The sequence below is a fragment of the Marinobacter shengliensis genome (genome assembly GCF_003007715.1).
GTDB classification, from domain to species: domain Bacteria; phylum Pseudomonadota; class Gammaproteobacteria; order Pseudomonadales; family Oleiphilaceae; genus Marinobacter; species Marinobacter shengliensis.
The window spans coordinates 102,127-120,690 of sequence record NZ_PXNO01000021.1; the positions used below are offsets into that span (position 1 = coordinate 102,127).

General features: G+C 58.0%; 18 protein-coding genes. 5 read left to right on the forward strand and 13 right to left on the reverse strand.

Features of this window, described 5'->3' with window-relative positions; translation table 11 throughout:
* Position 1 precedes the first annotated feature (1 nt).
* Complete coding sequence (locus C7H10_RS06615; RefSeq protein ID WP_106694505.1) at positions 2 to 1,366, reverse strand: CmpA/NrtA family ABC transporter substrate-binding protein; 1,365 nt, start codon at positions 1,364 to 1,366, stop codon at positions 2 to 4.
* Positions 1,367 to 1,852: 486 nt separating this feature from the next.
* Between C7H10_RS06615 and C7H10_RS06620 the strand changes: the two genes are divergently transcribed.
* Positions 1,853 to 4,528, forward strand: coding sequence for a nitrate reductase (locus C7H10_RS06620; protein WP_106694244.1), 2,676 nt, complete (start codon positions 1,853 to 1,855; stop codon positions 4,526 to 4,528).
* Positions 4,529 to 4,535: 7 nt separating this feature from the next.
* On the opposite strand, the gene C7H10_RS06625 is transcribed toward C7H10_RS06620, so the two are convergent.
* Positions 4,536 to 5,222 (reverse strand): hypothetical protein, encoded by a 687-nt coding sequence (locus C7H10_RS06625; RefSeq protein ID WP_244178205.1) that lies wholly within the window; start codon positions 5,220 to 5,222, stop codon positions 4,536 to 4,538.
* Positions 5,223 to 5,409: 187 nt separating this feature from the next.
* Between C7H10_RS06625 and C7H10_RS06630 the strand changes: the two genes are divergently transcribed.
* Together C7H10_RS06630 and brnA are read left to right on the forward strand one after the other, a co-directional pair.
* Positions 5,410 to 5,673 carry a BrnT family toxin gene (locus C7H10_RS06630; protein ID WP_106694245.1) on the forward strand — a complete coding sequence of 88 codons (264 nt, stop codon included), beginning with the start codon at positions 5,410 to 5,412 and terminating at the stop codon, positions 5,671 to 5,673.
* A complete protein-coding gene (gene brnA, locus C7H10_RS06635) occupies positions 5,663 to 5,932 on the forward strand; it encodes a type II toxin-antitoxin system BrnA family antitoxin (RefSeq protein ID WP_106694246.1) in 270 nt (89 codons plus the stop codon). The genes C7H10_RS06630 and brnA overlap by 11 nt, the downstream gene beginning before the upstream one ends.
* Positions 5,933 to 6,212: 280 nt before the next feature.
* Here the strand turns inward: brnA and C7H10_RS19095 are convergent, their stop codons facing one another.
* The 10 genes from C7H10_RS19095 to C7H10_RS06680 form a co-directional block, all read right to left on the reverse strand.
* Positions 6,213 to 6,479, reverse strand: coding sequence for a hypothetical protein (locus C7H10_RS19095; RefSeq protein WP_146136802.1), 267 nt, complete (start codon positions 6,477 to 6,479; stop codon positions 6,213 to 6,215).
* Between the two features lie 272 nt (positions 6,480 to 6,751).
* Positions 6,752 to 7,210 (reverse strand): hypothetical protein, encoded by a 459-nt coding sequence (locus C7H10_RS06640; protein WP_106694247.1) that lies wholly within the window; start codon positions 7,208 to 7,210, stop codon positions 6,752 to 6,754.
* Positions 7,211 to 7,225: 15 nt separating this feature from the next.
* Positions 7,226 to 7,573: a hypothetical protein gene (locus C7H10_RS06645; RefSeq protein ID WP_061331255.1), complete on the reverse strand. Its 348-nt coding sequence runs from the start codon at positions 7,571 to 7,573 to the stop codon at positions 7,226 to 7,228.
* An 83-nt stretch (positions 7,574 to 7,656) separates the two neighbouring features.
* On the reverse strand, positions 7,657 to 8,175 hold the full coding sequence (locus tag C7H10_RS06650) for an Hcp family type VI secretion system effector (protein ID WP_058092827.1): 519 nt from the start codon (positions 8,173 to 8,175) through the stop codon (positions 7,657 to 7,659).
* Positions 8,176 to 8,379: 204 nt separating this feature from the next.
* Positions 8,380 to 10,110: a bifunctional protein-serine/threonine kinase/phosphatase gene (locus C7H10_RS06655; RefSeq protein ID WP_106694248.1), complete on the reverse strand. Its 1,731-nt coding sequence runs from the start codon at positions 10,108 to 10,110 to the stop codon at positions 8,380 to 8,382.
* Entirely contained in the window at positions 10,107 to 10,943 is an 837-nt protein-coding gene (locus C7H10_RS06660) for a formate/nitrite transporter family protein (RefSeq protein ID WP_058092825.1), read from the reverse strand. The genes C7H10_RS06655 and C7H10_RS06660 overlap by 4 nt, the downstream gene beginning before the upstream one ends.
* 296 nt (positions 10,944 to 11,239) lie before the next feature.
* Positions 11,240 to 12,028 (reverse strand): energy transducer TonB, encoded by a 789-nt coding sequence (locus C7H10_RS06665; RefSeq protein WP_106694249.1) that lies wholly within the window; start codon positions 12,026 to 12,028, stop codon positions 11,240 to 11,242.
* Complete coding sequence (locus C7H10_RS06670) at positions 12,025 to 12,435, reverse strand: ExbD/TolR family protein (RefSeq protein WP_106694250.1); 411 nt, start codon at positions 12,433 to 12,435, stop codon at positions 12,025 to 12,027. Before C7H10_RS06670 ends, C7H10_RS06665 begins: the two co-directional genes overlap by 4 nt.
* Positions 12,432 to 12,827: an ExbD/TolR family protein gene (locus C7H10_RS06675; RefSeq protein WP_106694251.1), complete on the reverse strand. Its 396-nt coding sequence runs from the start codon at positions 12,825 to 12,827 to the stop codon at positions 12,432 to 12,434. The genes C7H10_RS06670 and C7H10_RS06675 overlap by 4 nt, the downstream gene beginning before the upstream one ends.
* The gene (locus C7H10_RS06680) at positions 12,814 to 13,599 is read right to left on the reverse strand and encodes a MotA/TolQ/ExbB proton channel family protein (protein WP_106694252.1); all 786 of its coding nucleotides are present in this window, start codon (positions 13,597 to 13,599) and stop codon (positions 12,814 to 12,816) included. Before C7H10_RS06680 ends, C7H10_RS06675 begins: the two co-directional genes overlap by 14 nt.
* Before the next feature lie 155 nt (positions 13,600 to 13,754).
* Between C7H10_RS06680 and C7H10_RS06685 the strand changes: the two genes are divergently transcribed.
* Entirely contained in the window at positions 13,755 to 16,109 is a 2,355-nt protein-coding gene (locus C7H10_RS06685; protein ID WP_341865211.1) for a sensor domain-containing diguanylate cyclase, read from the forward strand.
* Here the strand turns inward: C7H10_RS06685 and C7H10_RS06690 are convergent.
* Positions 16,106 to 16,873: a sulfite exporter TauE/SafE family protein gene (locus C7H10_RS06690; protein WP_061331247.1), complete on the reverse strand. Its 768-nt coding sequence runs from the start codon at positions 16,871 to 16,873 to the stop codon at positions 16,106 to 16,108. The genes C7H10_RS06685 and C7H10_RS06690 overlap by 4 nt on opposite strands.
* 96 nt (positions 16,874 to 16,969) lie before the next feature.
* Here C7H10_RS06690 and C7H10_RS06695 point away from each other — a divergent pair, with 96 nt between their 5' ends.
* Positions 16,970 to 18,457, forward strand: a complete 1,488-nt coding sequence (locus tag C7H10_RS06695; RefSeq protein ID WP_106694254.1) for an amidase — start codon at positions 16,970 to 16,972, stop codon at positions 18,455 to 18,457.
* Positions 18,458 to 18,564: the final 107 nt, after the last annotated feature.

Consider the following 18,564-nt stretch of genomic DNA (forward strand, 5'->3'; position numbering starts at 1 on the left):
CTTACGGTGTCTCGGTGCCTTTCAGCCCAATATCAAAGCGGTCTATGTAAGCGTTCGGTTCACGGGGTGTGAAAGGCACGCCGTCAATCAGCTCGCCCTGGAAGGGGCGTTCAAAGTTTTCAGCGTCAAAGTCAGGGAAGTCACTGGCGTTCATCACACCATCATCGATCAGTGACTGCGCGGCCTGAGCATACAGATCACCCCGGTATACCCTGGCTGCGGTCTGCATGTACCAGTCATCTGGCTTGGCGTCCGGAATCTGGCCCCACCGGCGCATCTGGGTCAGATACCAGATTGCATCAGAGGGATAGGGGTAAGTGGCGTGATAGCGGAAGAACACGTTGAAGTCCGGAACCTCCCGCACATCCCCTTTCTCGTATTCGAACGTGCCGGTCATAGAGTTGGCGATCACGTCTTTGTCTGCGCCCACGTAGCTGGAGCGGGAAAGGAGCTCTACTGCTTCCTGGCGGTTTGCGTTGTCGTTTTCATCCAGCCAGTAAGCCGCGCGGATCAGTGCCCGCAACAACCGCAGGTGGGTATTGGGATGCTTCTCTGCCCAAGTCTCGGTCACGCCAAAGACTTTCTCAGGGTTGTTTGGCCAGATCTCATAATCGGTGATGACCGGCACCCCGATGCCCTTGAACACCGCCTGCTGATTCCAGGGTTCGCCCACGCAGTAGCCCTGAATGGTGCCAGCTTCCATGGTGGCCGGCATTTGCGGCGGCGGGGTAACGGACAGATGAACATCGGCCTGCAAGGTGCCACTGGTATCACCCCGTTGTGGGGCGTAGAAGCCGGGATTCAGGCCGCCGGCGGCCAGCCAGTAGCGGAGTTCGTAGTTGTGGGTGGACACCGGGAACACCATGCCCATCCGGAACCTCTCGCCTTTGCTCAGGGATTGCTCCACCGCCGGTTTCAGCGCGCTCGCGGAGATCGGGTGGGCGGGTTTGGCGCCATCCATGTCCAGGTGGGGCTTCATGGTTTCCCATACCGCGTTGGACACGGTAATCGCGTTGCCGTTGAGGTCCATGCTGAAGGCGGTAATGATGTTGGCCTGAGTGCCATAGCCAATGGACGCGCCCAAAGGCTGGCCGGCCAGCATGTGGGCACCGTCCAGCTCGCCGGTGATCACCCGGTCCAGCAGCACTTTCCAGTTGGCCTGGGCTTCCAGTTCCACGAACAGGCCTTCGTCCAGGAAGTAGCCCTGTTCCCAGGCAACCGCCAGTGGCGCCATATCGGTGAGTTTGATGAAGCCCAGTTTCAGGTCTGGTTTCTCGGCCGGCCCGATGCTCGCCTGGGCCAGCGTGCTCAGCCCAATCAGTGCGCCTGTGAGCAAGCCTCTGAGTTGATGACGGCGTGTGTTCATGCTGTTACCTCTCTGTGTCTCTCTTTTCTGGCGCACAAAAAAAACGCCCACCCTCCGTTTCCGGAGAGCAGGCGCCAATGCCTTAGAACGAGAGATGTGATGTCTTGATGGTTCGCTGTTACCTCAGCATAAGCCGTGCCATTTTTTAATATTCATAGTTTTCAAAGGCTTGATATTCCCTTCCGTGTTGAGCGAGGAAAACGCCAATCGAGCCCGGTCTGTTTTTGGTGCAACCTGAGCGATTTCGCACCAATGTGAAACCTCAAGGCAGAAGTGTATCCCGGCCTGCCGGAGCCGATGGATCTGCTGAACAAGGCCGTAGCCCGGGCGTTGCCACAAGGCCGGCCGGGCAAGTGCTGTTTTGGCAATCGCTGGCCCCGTTATTGCTTTCCATAAAACAGACAATTTTGGCAAAGAAGCCCGCCCCGGCTCTGGAAACAGACCCCGGATGGCGGGCTTTTTTATGGGTAAAGCAGAGGATTGATCATGAAAAACCGCCGAACCACTCCCGGAAGTACCGCCACCACCTGCCCTTATTGCGGTGTGGGCTGTGGTGTTCTGGCGAAACCTGACGCCGTTCAGGGCGATCTTGGCCACCCGGCCAATAATGGTCGCCTTTGTGTCAAAGGCTCTGCGTTACATGAGACCGTGACCGGACACGACCGTTTGCTGGCCCCCCGTGTGGCAGGGCATACCGTTGAGTGGTCGGAAGCCATTGAACGGTTAGCTGAAGCCATTCGTGTTTCGGTCAGAGACCATGGCCCGGAGTCTGTGGCTTTTTACCTGTCTGGCCAGCTGCTCACAGAGGACTATTACATTGCCAACAAGCTGGCCAAGGGCTTTATTGGCACCCCGCACGTGGATACCAATTCCCGGTTGTGCATGTCGTCTGCCGTGGCAGCCCACAAGAGGGCGTTTGGTGAGGACTGCGTGCCCGGCTGTTATGAGGACCTCGAGCTGGCGGACTTGCTGGTGCTGGCGGGCAGTAATGCCGCCTGGACGCATCCGGTACTTTATCAGCGGATAAAAGCGTCCCACCGGCCCGGGCGCAAAGTGGTAGCCATTGACCCAAGGCAAACCGCAACCACAGAGATGGCTGACCTGCACCTGCAACTGCGGCCGGGAACCGACACCCTGCTGTTCAATGGCTTGCTGGTTTGGCTGCATGACCACGGAGCCCTGGCCACACAGTACCTGGAACAGCATTGCAACGGATTCGAGGAAACTCTGAGTGTGGCCCGCGCCTGTGCGCCTTCGATACTGACGGTCGCTCGCGGATGTGACCTTCCGGCTGCGGATGTGGAACGCTTCTATCGGTGGTTTGCCGAGACCGATCGAACAGTCACCGCCTTCTCCCAGGGCATCAATCAGTCGGTGGCTGGCACCGACAAAGCCAACGCTATTATCAACTGCCACCTGGCCACGGGGCGCGTTGGCCGGCCCGGTGCCAGTCCGTTTTCACTCACCGGTCAACCCAACGCCATGGGTGGGCGGGAAGTGGGCGGTCTGGCCAACACCCTGGCGGCCCACATGGATTACGACACGCCCGGCGCGGTGCAACGGGTTACTGACTTCTGGCACAGTGAAAAATTGGCAGCGGGACCGGGCTATAAGGCGGTGGATCTGTTTGAAGCCGTTCATCGGGGCGACATCCGGGTGCTCTGGGTGATGGGCACCAATCCTGCGGTCAGCCTGCCCGACAACGCCCGGGTCAGGGAGGCCCTGGCGCGATGCGAGACCCTTATAGTCTCAGACTGCGTGGCCCAGACCGATACCACGGCGTTTGCCGATATCCTGTTGCCTGCTGCCGGTTGGGGCGAGAAGGACGGTACCGTGACCAACTCGGAACGGTGCATTTCACGCCAGCGTCGATTTTTGCCAGTGCCAGAGGGTGTCCGGCCGGATTGGCGAATCATCCGGGATATCGCCCAGGCGCTCGGTTATGGTCACGCCTTTGACTACCAGGAGCCTGCGGAGATTTTCAGAGAACACGCGGCACTGTCCGGTTACGGTAACGGCGGTGAGAGAGTGTTTGATATTTCCGCCCTGGCCAAGCTGAGTTCCACGGAATATGACCGGCTTCAACCCGTGCAGTGGCCGCTTACCGGGGGCAATCCCGGTGCCTGGCTGCAGACCCGCCGGCTGTTCTCCGATGGTCGCTTTCCCACGCCCGATGGTCGCGCCCGCCTGGTACCGGTTTCGAACCTGCCGCCCGGACAGCAGCCCGATGCCCGGCATCCCCTGATCGTGAATACCGGTCGTATTCGGGACCAGTGGCACACGATGACGCGCACGGCACTGGCGCCCAGACTGTTTGCCCATCGCAGTGAGCCCTTTATCGAGGTTCACCCGAAGGACATCGCCACCTTTGGTTTGATTGAAGGTGCACTGGCCACGCTGACAGGGCATGCCCGAAAGGGGTTCACCGGCCGGGTCCGGGCCAGCCCGGCACAGAGACCCGGAGAGGTATTCGTTCCCATTCACTGGAATCGGCAGTTTGCATCCTCAGCCCTGGCCTCCGACCTCATCGCCCCCGTCGTCGACCCGATTTCAGGGCAACCGGAAGCCAAATTTGGCGTAGCCTCCCTTCGGCCACTAATCACTCGATGGCAAGCCCGGCTGATGCTGCCCGCGGCCGGGGGCACCGCATTGGACGCCAGGTCACTGGACTACTGGAGCCACCAGGCACTGCCTCATAGCCGGTCCTGGTGGCTGGCCGGTCGCCGGTCAATGGACTGGCGTGAATGGGCCCGGCAGATTTTCGCCAGGGAACCGGAGCTGGTTATGCAAGATAGTGCCCGGCGTCGCTTTCGTGCGGCCTGGCTCACCGGCAACCGGTTGGATGGCGTATTGCTGGTAGAGTCCTGTGTGCAAACCATGCCGGACCTCGGCTGGTTGGATGACTGTTTTGGCTCCGAGAACCTGACACCGGAGCAGCGCCGATCCTTGTTGGCTGCAGGTTCGATCGATGCAGAACCGACCGGGCCGCTGGTCTGCAGCTGTTTCCAGGTAGGCGAGCGCCAGATCAACCAGGCAATCGAAGATGGGGCCGCCAGCGTTGAAGCATTGGGTCAGCGGCTGCAGTGCGGCAGCAATTGTGGTTCTTGTATACCTGAGATTCGTGGCTTGCTGGCGAAATCGGCGGATCGGGAGCCTGCCTGAAACCGGATCAGTCCGGGCGGCGTAGGAGGGAAACCGGTACCCGGTACCGCAAACCGCGGGCATTCAAAGTAACCGCAACCGTGCAGGTTTTTCGGTTCACCCGGACAACCTGGCCCCGTTTCTCGTGCCGGCCTTCGCCAAAACAGACCGCATCGCCTATTTGCCACTGTTGGAGTGCCCGGACGGGGTTGGGGAATTCAAAAGGTGTGCTGGAAAGCTCCAATCCGGCTTTTCCTGCAGTCTCCTCAAGATACTGCCGGGTGGCGACCGCCGCACCACTGCTATACAACCCGTCCAGCGCTTCATAGAAATGCCGGTTATGCACCGAACCATAGTGCCGCTGGCCTGCACTGTATTGCAGCAAATGGGCAAACTCATGGCAGCAGGTGTGGGCCAGCAGGTTCAATACACTCACCTCACCCCCAAAATAACCCCGACTCCGGATTTCCCGAGTCGATAACCAGCCCTGGGCGGTTTCCGGCTGATGCTTGGCGGCAATCATCCGCGCGCCATAGGTGATCAGATGCTGCTTCTGGATTGGATCGTAACGGTGATAGGTGGCCTGGCCGGACCCCACCCGCAATGCCAGCGCTACACCCCGGTTTTGCTCCCGCACCCAGGTCTCGGCGGGCGCCCACAGGATGTGGCGGGTGGCCTGGCACATGAGAGTGCCGATGGCTCGGATGGTTGACATTGGTACTGTCATGAATGTTGGCTATCTGGGTTGAAGACAACAGAATGGTAATGGTCGTGCAAGCGTAACCATGGGATTCACAAATTGCTATGGCCCGTGTTGGCAAAGTTGTACAGAGTCTCTTTGACGTTTTGTACCGTGGTAGTATTCTCTTGCCGGGCGAGTAAAAAAGGAATAGTTTGTACTCATGGATGTGTTTGAATTTGACGGAACCAAAAGCCAGGCCAATCTGGATAAGCACGGCATTGATTTCCTGGCTGCCCAGCAGTTGTGGGAAGACCCGTATTTGCTGGAAGTAAAGGCAAAGTGCGTGGATGAGCCTCGATATCTGCTGATTGGAAAGATTGGGGACAAGCACTGGTCGGCCGTTGTGACCTACCGGGAAGGACGTATTCGTCTGATTTCGGTCAGGCGATCCCGCAAGAAAGAGGTTGAGCTTTATGAAAGCTAAAGATTTTGACAAGAAGTTTGATGAGAGCCAGAAAGATGTTGTTGGAGATCTTGATCTGTCTTCTGCAAGGCGGGTGAATCAGGAACAAAAGCGAATCAATGTTGATTTTCCGGCCTGGGTCGTGGAGTCTCTGGACCGTGAGGCTGCGCGTATTGGCGTTACCCGTCAATCCATCATCAAGGTCTGGCTGGTTGAACGTTTGCAGGCGGAGGCGGCCAACAAGTCGCTTAATCAGGACAATGCAGGCGGTACTCACTAACGGAGCGGTGTAACTCCGGGGAAGTCCACCACCCGGTCCATGGAGTCGGCAGGCCGATGGCTAGTTTTATTTCGGAAGACAATATCGAGCAGGCGCTATTGCAGCGCCTTCAGTACATTCATGGTTTCGAGGGATATCGGGTATCTCTGCGCCGTAGGCAGTTGTTTCATCGCCTAAAAAAACATAGACAGCATAGATCATTTGCGTTGTTTTCTGACAGATAAAGAAAATAAAATTTCGGTTACAAGTTTTTTCTATGCAAAGTTACAAGCCGGCTGCACTACTCCAAAATTTTTGCGCCATTTATCCGCAATGACATTGAGCTTTCAGTTGGCCCCTGAAATGTAATAAGTGATTGAGCTTGGCTGTTCGGTACGATGAATACGGTTCTAAATTCTCCCTGAACTACTCCAAATACCTGAGCTTCGGGAATCTGCTCTATCCAAACTGGTTTGATTGAACCCTGACTTGCGCTCTCAAAGAGCGTCAGTGAAGTGTCGATTGCTGAACCTAAGCTTACTGAACTTGGGATGTCTTCTGATTTCACAAAACCTACGATCCGGTCATTTCGTAGAAACAGAAGTTCGTCATCCCTCATCTTTACAGAGGAGAACATCTTATCTGGTACTTCTATGGTTAATTCGCTGTATGGTTGTATGACCAATGACGAATTGGTGGCACAGCCAGAGGCCAGAAGTAAAACTGCTAAAGAGAGGCCCATCCGTGGCATGGTAGAAGGCTAATCTCAATGGCGTTTAGATAGAGGTTCTAAAATGGGGTAGAACCCCTCTTTTCCTGAACAAATATAACCGGCGTGGATCATTTGTGTGCCTTGCTGACAGACATGGAAGATAGAACATCGTCGAACACGTCTTCCTTAATACTTATGGTAATCCATGAAGTTGGATGTTTTGAGGTGGCGATAAATGCAGTGGTGTATCCATTGACGGTGACCGAGAAGCCGTAGGCGCTATCACCCAAGTCCAGCTGAACGATCTTGCCGGAGGATTTTTCCGCTTCATCAAATCCTTGCCTGACTTCGTCGACCGCTGTGTCAAAATCTGGGTTGGTTTCCATGGTCATCAACGAACCAATCATTGCCGAATCGAGCCAAATCTGAGTTTCAAATGGTTGCACATCGACTGTATCAAACTGACTGTTACTGAGTTCGAAAGTCAGGTCGTTGGAGGTGCGAAACTGAATGGGTGTCTGGCCCGTAGCAGCACAACCAGAGAGCATGCTGACTAACACAAACCCTATAGCGATAGTTCTTTTCATCAAACGGATCCCTGTTTAGTTCAAAGAGTCGAGAATAGCAGGTTTGAATTGAACAGCGCGAAAGCGCTTGCACATCATGTTAATGCGTACGTTGCCCAGTAGAAAGGGCTCCCCCGACTTTCTAATGACACGTAAAGCCCATTTTCTAAGCTTGTTTGCGGGCCAAAGGAGATCCTGAGGGTTTGGAACGGCATCAATCCATGTGCTGCAGTCTTCCATTTCCGCCAGTAATTCAACCACCCTTATGATTGTCTCATCCGTAATCGAAGATGATGTAAAAAGTCGGGCGTTAGCCTGTCCGTAAAATGCACTGATGATTGCCTGAATGATATCGACATCATTCTGAGTAATAGTGTCGCTCATAATCTTCATTCCTTGAAGTCCAAAGCAAATGCCCCGGCCATCTTACGATGGCCGGGGCAATATGACGCATGGGCGAAGCTAACTTACGCCTCGATCGGCGTACGCCAGTCGTCTGCACCGGAAGTACCGGCAACGGCATGCTCCCAGGTTACCTTGCGGTAGGACAGGGAAACGGTCACCAGCTGGGTGAAGTCAGCGTTGGCGGCGTCCTGGCAGTGGGGCATGTTGCAGTTGATGTCGATGATGGTGGCATCTTCCAGGATGGTGGAGAAGAAGTGCTCCTGCTTGCCTTCTACGGAAGTGCGGTACCACTTGAGCTCTACCTTCGGCAGCATTTCGCCGGAAGCCAGGGCGTTGTACATCAGCGGGGTGGCTTTGTTCAGGGCAGAAGTGAACTTGAACGGCTTGTGAACACGCTGGCCGGAAGGCTGACCAGACTGCGGGTCAGTAGGGACGGTGACAACGTGGCTGAATTCCTGAACCAGCACTTCGTCTTCGTGACCTTCAACGTAGATGTTACCTACGGAGTCGGAAGTGAATGCGCCAGCGGTGATGTTACCCTGAGTTTTACCTTCGATGCTGATATAACAAGGAGTTGGCATAGTCTGCTCCATGACGTTTAAGTGAATGTTTGTCCCCGGGCTGTTCCCTGGACGCGCTTACTGGTTACAAGCGCTGTGCCAACTTTAAAAAATATATAAAATACATATAGTTATGTAATATTCGGCGAAGCCGAAGTTGGTGGTGAGCAAACCCTTGCTTGGCCTCTGGGCGAGCTTTTGCTGGCCGGGCAAAAAGTTGCCCGATCAGGGGCGCCAGGCGAAGGACGCAAGTAAGGCGAGTAACAACAGCGCAGACATTCCCTGCCAGAAGGCCACCGGGTGGCGCTCCATCAAGGGTTTCTGGTGATGCTGCTGCCACTGCGGATTCGGTTGGCGCAGGTCGAACAGAAATTCCGACAGCGCCGGGTAGCGTTTGTGGGATTCCGGGTGCAACGCCCGGGCCAGGGCATGGTCAATCCAGCCGGGAAGGTCCTCCCGGTGCAGGCGAGCAGGATGGTAGCTGAGCTGGCGTAACTGGCGGTGATTGCGAATACCCGGCACGCGGGTGCCGTAGGGTAGCTGGCCGGTCAGCATCTGATAGGCGATTACGCCCAGGGAAAACTGGTCCGCCTGCCAGCCGGTGGTTTCGCCGAGAAAGGCTTCCGGAGCGCTGTAAAGCGCGGCGCCACGGGGCCAGGTGGGCTCATCGTGGTCATGGAGTTCCTGCAGGCCAGCGATGCGGGTGGCGCCGAAGTCGATGAGCACCACGGTGCCTTCGCCGTTGATCAGGATATTGTCCGGTTTCAGGTCCTGGTGCACCATTTCCAGCCGGTGAAAGGCCCGCAGCCCGCGGGCAATCTGCTCCACCAATTGACGCACGGTTTCCAGTGCCGGCGCCGGGTGGTCCAGAAGCCATTGCCGCAGGCTGATTCCCTGAACGTACTCGGTGGCCAGGTACAGGCAGCTGCGTGGGCGTTCCGGCGCAAAGGCTTTCACCACGTGAGGGCTGTCGATGCGCTGGGCTACCCATTGCTCGGTGGCAAATTGCTCCAGCCCCGCCGGGTTTTCGCGCAGTTCCATGGCCGGGACTTTCAGGGCGACATGCTGATGGCTGGCTTCATCGATGGCCAGGTAGACGTGGCTGCGGCTGCTGGCGTGAATCGGCCGCACAATACGGTAGCCATCCAGTACCTGCCCCGGTGCCAGTTCCCGGGCGAAGGGCAACTGCTGAACATCCCGGGTGACTTCGGCGCTGCTCTTTCCGGCGGCAACGGAATCTACACGAACAAGCTGCACGCTCAGGTTATCGTTGCTGCCAGCGGCAAGAGCGCGGCGGACCAGCTCTCGGGCCCCGGCGTTCAGGTCGTCACCGGCCGCCCGGATAATGCCGGCCATGTCACGCTCGGTCAGATGTTCATAGACGCCGTCAGTCGCCAGCACAAAGGTATCACCGGGCCATACCGGCACCGCCAGGTAGTCGATGTCGACTTGCTGACTCAGCCCCATGGCCCGGTTCAGGCAGCTGTCTTCCTGCGACAACCATACCCGGTGATCGGTGGTTAACTGTTCCAGCGCGTTACCGTGCAAACGATAGATGCGGGCATCGCCAACATGGAACACATGGGCCGTCGCCGATTTCAGCACCAGTACACTGAGGGTGCAGACGTAGCCTCTGTCCTGATCATAGCGGTAGCGGCTTTGCCGGGTCTGGGCGTGCAGCCAGGCGTTGGTGGCCCGGAGCACCCGTTGGGCCGACTGTTTTACGGACCAGCTGTCTGGTGTGGCGTAATAGTCGTTCAGAAAACCGGCGACGGCAGATTCGCTGGCAATCTGGCTGACGTTGCTGGAGCTGATGCCATCGGCAATTGCCACCGCGATACCCTTGGTGCCCAGCTGATGGTCGCCCGGGATCATCAGTCCATGAAAATCCTGGTTGACCGGCTTGGGCCCCGGGTCAGTGTGCTGGCCGGTAGAGACCGCGAGCTGTGAGGTCATACCGCATTGGTGTTAAAGCGTTCCGGCAGGGTGCGCTTGGGCGCCGTGCGCACATGAGTGGCATAGAGGGTCAGGCCGGTGAACGACAGGCCGCCAACCAGGTTGCCCAGTACGGTGGGAATTTCGTTCCAGACGAAGTAGTCCATGATGCCGAACTCGCCGCCCATCAGCAGGGCAAAGGGGAACAGGAACATGTTGACGATGGAATGCTCAAAGCCCATGTAGAAGAACAGCATGATCGGCATCCACATGGCCAGCACCTTGCCCTGTACCGTGGTTGAGATCATCGCTCCGACCACGCCCATAGATACCATCCAGTTGCAGAGTACGCCCCGCAGAAAAATGGTAAACCAGCCGGCCACGCCGTGTTCCGCGTAACCCAGAGTGCGCTCCTTGCCGATCGCGGCAATGCGGTCGCCGACCACGCCGGGTTCGGTATTAAAGCCGTAGGTGAAGACAAAGGCCATGATGACAGCGACGGTTAAAGCGCCGGCAAAGTTGCCAAGGAATACCCAGCCCCAGTTGCGAAGAATGCCGCGGGTATCTACCCCCGGGCGTTTGTCCAGCAGGGCCAGGGGGGTGAGCATGAACACCCCGGTGAGCAGGTCAAAGCCCATCAGGTAAAGCATGCAGAAGCCAACCGGGAACAGCATGGCGCCGATCAGTGGGCTGCCTGTCTGAACGGCAACGGTGACCGCGAATACCGCTGCCAGGGACAGAATGGCGCCAGCCATGAACGCTCGGATCAGTACATCCCGGGTAGCCATGTAGATTTTTGATTCACCGGTGTCCACCATTTTGGTGACAAATTCCGAAGGCATGATGTAAGACATAGGTTATCCCCTGGTTCCTTCTTTGCCCGCTTTTCCGTGGGCGAAAAAAAACGACGACGCCCATGGGCTGCCGTGAATGGCAGGCATGAGCAGACGCCGTCGTCTGAAAGATTGCTGTTTGGGCAGACAAATTCGATCTGCTGACCAGGACTCAGCAGGCACCGTGCCAGCTCTGGGTTTTTCGGGGAAAAGGCTTTTAATTCAGTAAGTAATAAAAGGGCAGCGGGCTGTGTGCCCGGGGCGGTGTTTGCTGGCCTGCACCGGCTCAGTGCGATCTGCGCTTCTGTGGTGCGGGTTCAGCGCAAGCTGAAGCGAACGGGCAGCGCGTAGGTAAACGTCTGGCCGCGCATGGAGTCCGGAACCTTGGGTAGGGGCGCTGCCTGGGCCAGCATCTGCATGGCTGAGTCATCAAGCAGTTGATGCCCGGAGCTGTCCCGCAGCGAATGGCTGACCAGCGTGCCGTCACGGGCAAATTCGAAGACGATCACCGGGGTACCTTCCTGCCCGAGGCGGCGGGCCCGCCGGGGGTATTCGTAATAACGGGCGAGGTGGCGGCTGAGCTTGCTCAGGTAGCTGTCGACCTCGCTGGAATTTCCTGCGTTCTGGAGGGGTATCGCATCCTGGCTGTTTTCGGCATCTGCTTCCTCCCCCGCTTCTTCTACAGCCGCTGAATCCGTGGGCGCTGGTGTGCTGGGCTCGCTGACTGGCTCAGGAACGGGCTCTGGCTTCGGAGCCGGTTCTGGCTCTGGTTCGGGCTCGGGCTCGGGCTCTGGTTCGGGCTCTGGTTCGGGCTCTGGCTCTGGTTCTGGCTCGGGTTCTGGCTCGGGTTCTGGCTCGGGTTCAGGTTCCGGTATCGGCTCTGGTTCCGGGGTGGGTTCAGGTTCGGTCACAGGTTCCTGTTCCGGTTCTGGCGATTGTCGGCCCGCAAGGCTGATCCGGATGGCCGGAGCGGTGTTGACAGCGCTGTCGCCCAGCACCGGAAGTTCCATGGGTTTGTCTGGTGCCATCAGCGCCAGTGTGGCTACCGTCGCCACAATGGCGGCGGTCAGAATCAGAGTTTTCGGTCCCCGGCCTGCGGTTGTCATGCCCCAGGCTCCGTCAGTAGCAGCACATCGGTGTAACCGCCGGCTTCCAGAACACCCAACAGGTCTTCCAGGTCCGCCATGGTGAGGCTTTGGTCGGCGGCAATGCGCAAAGACGCCTGATCTTCAGGTTCGGGCAAACTTGCCAGCAGTCGGTTCCGGCTGACCGTTTCTCCACCCACTGTCCAGCTGCCATCGGCCTTGACCATCAGATCTGCCTCTGGAGCGCGCTCTTCTTTTAGCTGCGAGCTTCCCGGCAGTTCCGGTAATGGGTTTTCAGTGAGCTGGCCAGCAACAATAAAGAACATCAACAACAGGAACACCAGATTGATCAGCGGCAGCAACGCATCTTCAACACGTTCCAGCAGACCTTTTCCGGAGGTGGCGGGGGGTGGAACCAGTTCGGTCATGATTCGGGTGTGCCGCTACGTTTCCAGTGGGGGGTGATGCCGGCGTTATCCAGCGTGCTCAGCGTGCGGGTAAAGCTGGCCAGGCTGGCCTCTGGAGCCGTCTCGAGGTTTGCTTCGGAAACGCCGGCGGCGGTCAGGGCCGGTACCAGCTCCTGCAGGCTGTAGCGGGTGTCCTGCCAAAGGATGCGGCCATCTACCTCTACCCGGAGTTCCGGGCGGGGGTCGCCTTCGGTGGTGCTGCGCTGGCTGGTGTCGTTGCCCAGTTCCAAATAATCCACAGGTAACAGCCTGGTGGTGAGCATGAAAAACACCAGAAGGATAAACACCACATCAATTAGTGGTGTAATCCGGATTGGTATGGGCCTGTTTGGTCGGGGCTCAACCAGCTGCATGGGCAAAACGCGGGTTGTCTGCGGTGTCGTAGCTGTGGCTGGCTTGAGCGGCCTGCTCCGCAGCAACTGCGGATTGCCCGGTAACAGGCTGCGGCTCAGTGGCAGGCAGCACGTTGAACACGCTTACCAGGGTGCTGTTGATCACTTTGTGAATGCGTCGCAGGCGAAACTCCACCCACGCCGCCAGTGCCGCAAATGGAATGGCAATGACCAGGCCTGCGGCAGTGGTGGTCAGCGCTTCGTAGATACCGCCACTGAGCTGGCTGGCATTGGCACGACCATCGGTTGCGGCCATGGCGCTGAAGGCTTCCATCATGCCCATAACCGTGCCCAGAAGGCCAAGCAGTGGCGCCAGGGCTGCGATCACTTCAATGATCTTGAGCGGCGCTTCAAAGGGTTCCAGAGCGTGTTGGGCATCCCGCACGGCGGTCTCCCGAACCGCTGTGGTGTTTGCGGTGCCTTTGCAGGCCGACATGGTATTCACCATCAAATGCATCAGAGGATTACAACGGCCCAAAAAGCCTGCCTGCTCCCGCACCTTTTCGGGCCGGGTATCTGCCGGGGAGGACTGCCACTGCTGGATAAGGTGCTTCAGCTTGCGGGTGTATCGGGGTGCGTACAAGGCGCCGAAAAGCATCAGATAAACGAAGGTGACGAGGCCAATAACGGCAATGGCGATGAGCACAATCATCACCGGTCCGCCCATGTCGATCAGTTGGGCAAGGGGGCCGTGCTGGGCCAGTGCGGCGGATGCAGGGCTGATGGAATCCATACAGAATCGCTCGGAAAATGAAAATAGATCTAAATAATAACGATTATCACTGAAATTACAAGCGGGAATCTGATTGGAAAAACCTGTCTTTGCTACACTTTCATAAAGTTCGTAGAATGCGGTGTGTATGGTTTGGACAGCATGAGGTTGGTTATTTGATAAAGTTGTGGTTTGCGAGTCTGGCGAATCGGGCAGTTGCCCTGGTAGTGGCTTTTGTGTTGGTGACCGCGGTTGTGGTGGCCAGCATTGGTTCTGCGCTGAGCCGGTCAGAGCTGGAATATCAGGCGCACCGCCAAGTTGAAATGATTGTCGGAATGGTGACTCGTGACCTCGACCAGAAACTTGCCCTGCGGCGTGACGTTCTCTCTCACGTTGCCAGTGAAATCCCGGCCTCGGAAGCCCTGCTCCAGAATCGGGCGCGAGTGATATTGCGCCAGCAGGCTTCGCTGCTCAGTTTGTTTGATGCTCTGTTTATAATGGATGCCGAGGGTGAGCTACTGGCCGCCAATCCCCTTGATTACCTGGTCCCCAGCTTCAATGCCTCGGAACGGCCATACTTCAAAGCCGTTTCCAGCCAGCTCGTGCCGATTATCAGCGAACCGTACGTTACCGCTCTTGAGGGGCGGCCAGGCGTAATGCTGGCTGCACCACTTTTTGATCACCGTAAACGTTTCACCGGCATGATTGGCGGGTTGATTCTGCTCGATGGTGACAACTTCATGAGCGATATCTCCGGGATTCGTGTGGGGGATGCAGGCTATCTGCGCCTGATAACCCGGCAGGGGGTGGTACTGGCTGATGGCCGAGACGGTCGGGTTATGGTGCCGGTGGATGCCCGGCAGAGCTCTATTGTACGTGCCATGGAGGGCTTTGAAGGTACACTTCGCGATGAGTCTGACCAGCAAATGCCGACCATCACTGCCTATGGGCAAATGGCCCAAGTGCCTTGGTTTGTGGCGGCGGTCTGGCCCGAGACGGATGCCTTCGCGTCGGTCAATCGTATGCGCGACGCTTTCAGTTGGACACTGCTGTCGGTACTGGTTGTGTTGGTCCCCCTGGCATTCTGGTTCTTCCATCGCTTGTTGCGGCCACTGCGCGATCTGAGCTTGCAGATCTATCAGCGTCATACCGGGGAACGCCAGATGCCGGTCTCGGAAATCGGAGGGCGGGAAATCCGGAATGTAGCCCGGGTTTTCAACATGGTCCGCCATGAGCGCGACGAGATTCTGCGATCATTGGCGGAGCGGGAGGCGTTCTTCCGTTCGCTGACCCAGGATGCCCCCATTGGCATTGTCCACTCCAATATTCTCGGCCGGATTGAATTTGTTAACCCGGCGCTGTTGAGCATTCTCGGTGAAACGGCTGAACAGGTTGCCCAGCGCTACCTTATCTCGAAAGTGGCGGATGAAGATCGCGACGCGGCCATGGCGGGCTGGCGCCGGGCATTGACCCGCCGCAGGTTCTATCGCGGACGCCTGCGGTTGCTGACCACCCGTTCACCGGGGTATGTCTGGGTAGATACCATGACCTCGGTCATTGAACTGCCAGACCAGGCGCTTGGCACCATCACGATTGTGCGGGATATCACCCGTGAAATGCGCTTTGAGCAGGCGCTCCGGGAAGAGCAGCAGAGGGCCGATTCGATCCTGGATGTGTTGCAAGAAGGCGTTCTGATGGTCGACAAGGCAGGCCTGATCCGGTACGCCAACGACGCGGCCGGCGAATTTCTTGCGTTGGGCGATGATTGCATTGGTGAGAACTTCTTCGAGACCGTGACCTTTCGTTATGACAACCACAAGATGGAGCCGGAGGAGTTTCAGGAAGGCGAGGAAATCGATAACCGGTACGTTACTCTGGAAAACTCGCAGGGTCAGGTCTTCGACATTGATCTCACCATGTTGCACTTGCGCAGGGGTGAGCATGAGGAACGCCTGGTCTTTGTGCTGAGGGACGACAGCGAACGGCGTCGGGAAGAAGAACGACTCTCCTGGGAGGCTACCCACGATGCGCTGACCCAACTGGTGAACCGCAGGGCTTTCACTGCCGCGTTGCTGAAAGCGCTGGCTGAGGCGCCACACCAGGCGACGCCCGCTGTCTTGATGATGATCGATCTGGATCATTTCAAACCGGTCAATGACCAGGGCGGCCACCTGGTGGGCGACGACCTGTTGAAACGCCTGGCGGATCTGTTCCAGAGCGCGGTTCGCCAATCGGATACCGTCGCACGGTTGGGTGGTGATGAATTTGCGGTTCTTTTGCCCGGATGTGGTCTGGACCGGGCCGAAGCCCTGGCAGAAAACCTGCGCAGCCGGGTCGAGGCGCTGAAAGTCCAGCACGATGGCCGTTTTTTCGGTGTCACTGTAAGCATTGGGCTCACACCGGTGTCTGCTGGCGACAGCGGCCCGAGGGAGGTCATGGCACGGGCGGATGAAGGGTGCTATATCGCCAAATCTCGGGGGCGCAATGCGGTGGTCTCAGTGCCCGCCCCGCCTGACGACACGGGACTTTAGGCCAACCAGCCGGCGGACTCCGCCGCTTGCCACAGCAGGCGCAGCGCCAGCAGTGTCAGTACCAGGTTGAAGGCGAGGCTGAACCACCGGTTGGTCATGGATTTCAGAACGTGCAGCCCCAGCCAGGTGCCGGTGAAGCCGCAGGCAATCATGGCGAGAATGAACAGCAGCCAGTCCGAGAACACGAATCCGGCAACCCCGAAGACCAGTGCTTTGGGCGCATGTTGCAAGGTCATGGCAGCGGCGAAGGTGGCCACGGTTTTAAAGCGATCCCGGTGAATCTGCTTGATAAAGGCGGCGACCAGGGGGCCCGTGGCGCCCACGAACAGGCTGACAAAACTGGTGACGGCGGAAGCTAAAAAAATGCCAACGGGCCCGAACGACGCTTTTGGCAGTTTCGGCCCCCAACACAGATACAGCACGAACAGAGCGATGGATAGCTGCCAGAGGTGCGCGGGTAAATCAACCAACAGCCAGGCGCCAAGCGCCGCCCCTGCTATTACGCCGGGCGTGAAGGCAGCAATAACCTTCCAGTCGATGTGGTGCCGGGTCAGCACTGCCCGGCCGGTATTGGAACCAAGCTGAATCATGCCATGCACCGGAATAATCGCCGCCGGTGGCATCCAGGATGCCATCAACACCAGCAGCAGAACGCCACCACCGGCACCGAGCACAGCGGTCAGCATTGAGGTTATCGCCGAGGCTAATAGCAGGAAAAGAGCGACGCCCGGGCTAATGGCCTCTGGAAACAGGGTCAGGTCCATGGAACTCACTTTGGGATTGGCGTAAGCTCCTGAGTTTCCGGTTTATGCTCCGAAAGTCCAGTGGGGGCGGGTAAATAACAACAAGCAGGGTGGCCCATGAACCAGTCCGAATATCTGAGATACGATGCAACAGCGCTGGCTGATCTGATTCGCAGGGGTGATGTGACGCCCCGAGAGGTAACCGATGCGGCGGTGGAGCGTGCCAATCATGTCAATGGGGCCCTGAACGCCATTTGCCACCCCCAGTACTCGGATGCCATGGGGCAGTCGCCGGTGTCTGATGGGCCGTTTTCTGGTGTACCCCTGCTGCTGAAAGACCTGGCCCAGGAACAGGCCGGGCAACCTTGCACCTACGGCAGCCGGGCCATGCGAAAGAATATTCCGAGCCGGGACTCACAGTTCGTACAACTTGCCCGTAAGGCCGGCTTGGTGTTTATCGGTCGCACGGCAACGCCGGAGTTCGGCCTCAAAGCCGTCACCGAGTCTGCCCTTTGGGGCCCGAGCCGCAACCCCTGGAACACAGAACTGACGCCCGGGGGCTCTAGCGGTGGCTCCGGTGCTGCGGTGGCCGCCGGTGTTGTTCCCATGGCCGGAGCCAACGATGGCGGTGGTTCCATCCGCATTCCGGCGGCTTACAACGGGCTGTTTGGACTGAAGCCATCCCGCGGCCGGATTTCGGTTGGGCCCCACGCAGGTGAAGCCTGGACCGGCGCTTCGACCGACCATGTGGTGTCCCGCACGGTGAGAGACAGCGCCAGCATGCTGGATGTACTGGCTGGAGCCGCCAGTGGCGACCCCTTCCGAATTCCGGAACCGGAGGGTTCCTGGCTGGACCTGATGCAGCAATCGCCGGGGCGGCTGAGGATTGGTGTGTTTACTTCTTCTCCCTACGACACCGAAGTAGCGCCGGAGTGTGTGGTCGCCGTCGAAGAAACCGCCCGTATGCTGGAAGGCCTTGGGCATCATGTTGAATATGCCCGGCCGGAATTTGACGGCATGGCCCTGGCACGGTGCTACCTGGCCCTTTACTTCGGTGAAGTGTCCTCAATGATGGACAGGGCCCGCGAGCAGTTCGGTGCAGAGGACAAGGATTTTGAGCTGGAGACCCGGTTGCTGGGTATGTTGGGGCGTACTATGCCGTTGCCGGATTATGTTCGCCGCCGGCAGCAATGGAATGACTTTGCCCGTGCTCTGGGTGCATTCTTCGAGCGTTTTGACCTGTACCTGTCCCCGACCACCGGCCAGTTGCCGGCCAGGATCGGTGAAATGGATACGCCGGCCCACCTCAAACTGATCGCCAGGCTGATGCTAACCCTGAAAGCGGGCAAACTGGTCCATCGTAGCGGCCAGGTGGACCAGATGGCGCTGGAAAGCCTGGCCCGAACGCCCTTTACCCAGCTTGCGAACCTGACCGGCACGCCGGCGATGTCGGTACCCATGCACTGGACCCGCGATGGTTTGCCGGTAGGCGTCCAGTTCGGCGCCGCCCATGGTCGCGAGGATCGATTGTTGCAGCTGGCCGCCCAGCTTGAGGAAGCAAACCCCTGGTTCGCCAATTACGAACGCCTGGAAAACGCATTCTGACGCGGTGACACAAACTCCCGTGCGGGGTTGTGATCCGCGCCGGCAAACTCCACGTTTATCTTTACTGGTGGAACAGGCTATGCTGTAACACAGGGATTTGATTCCCT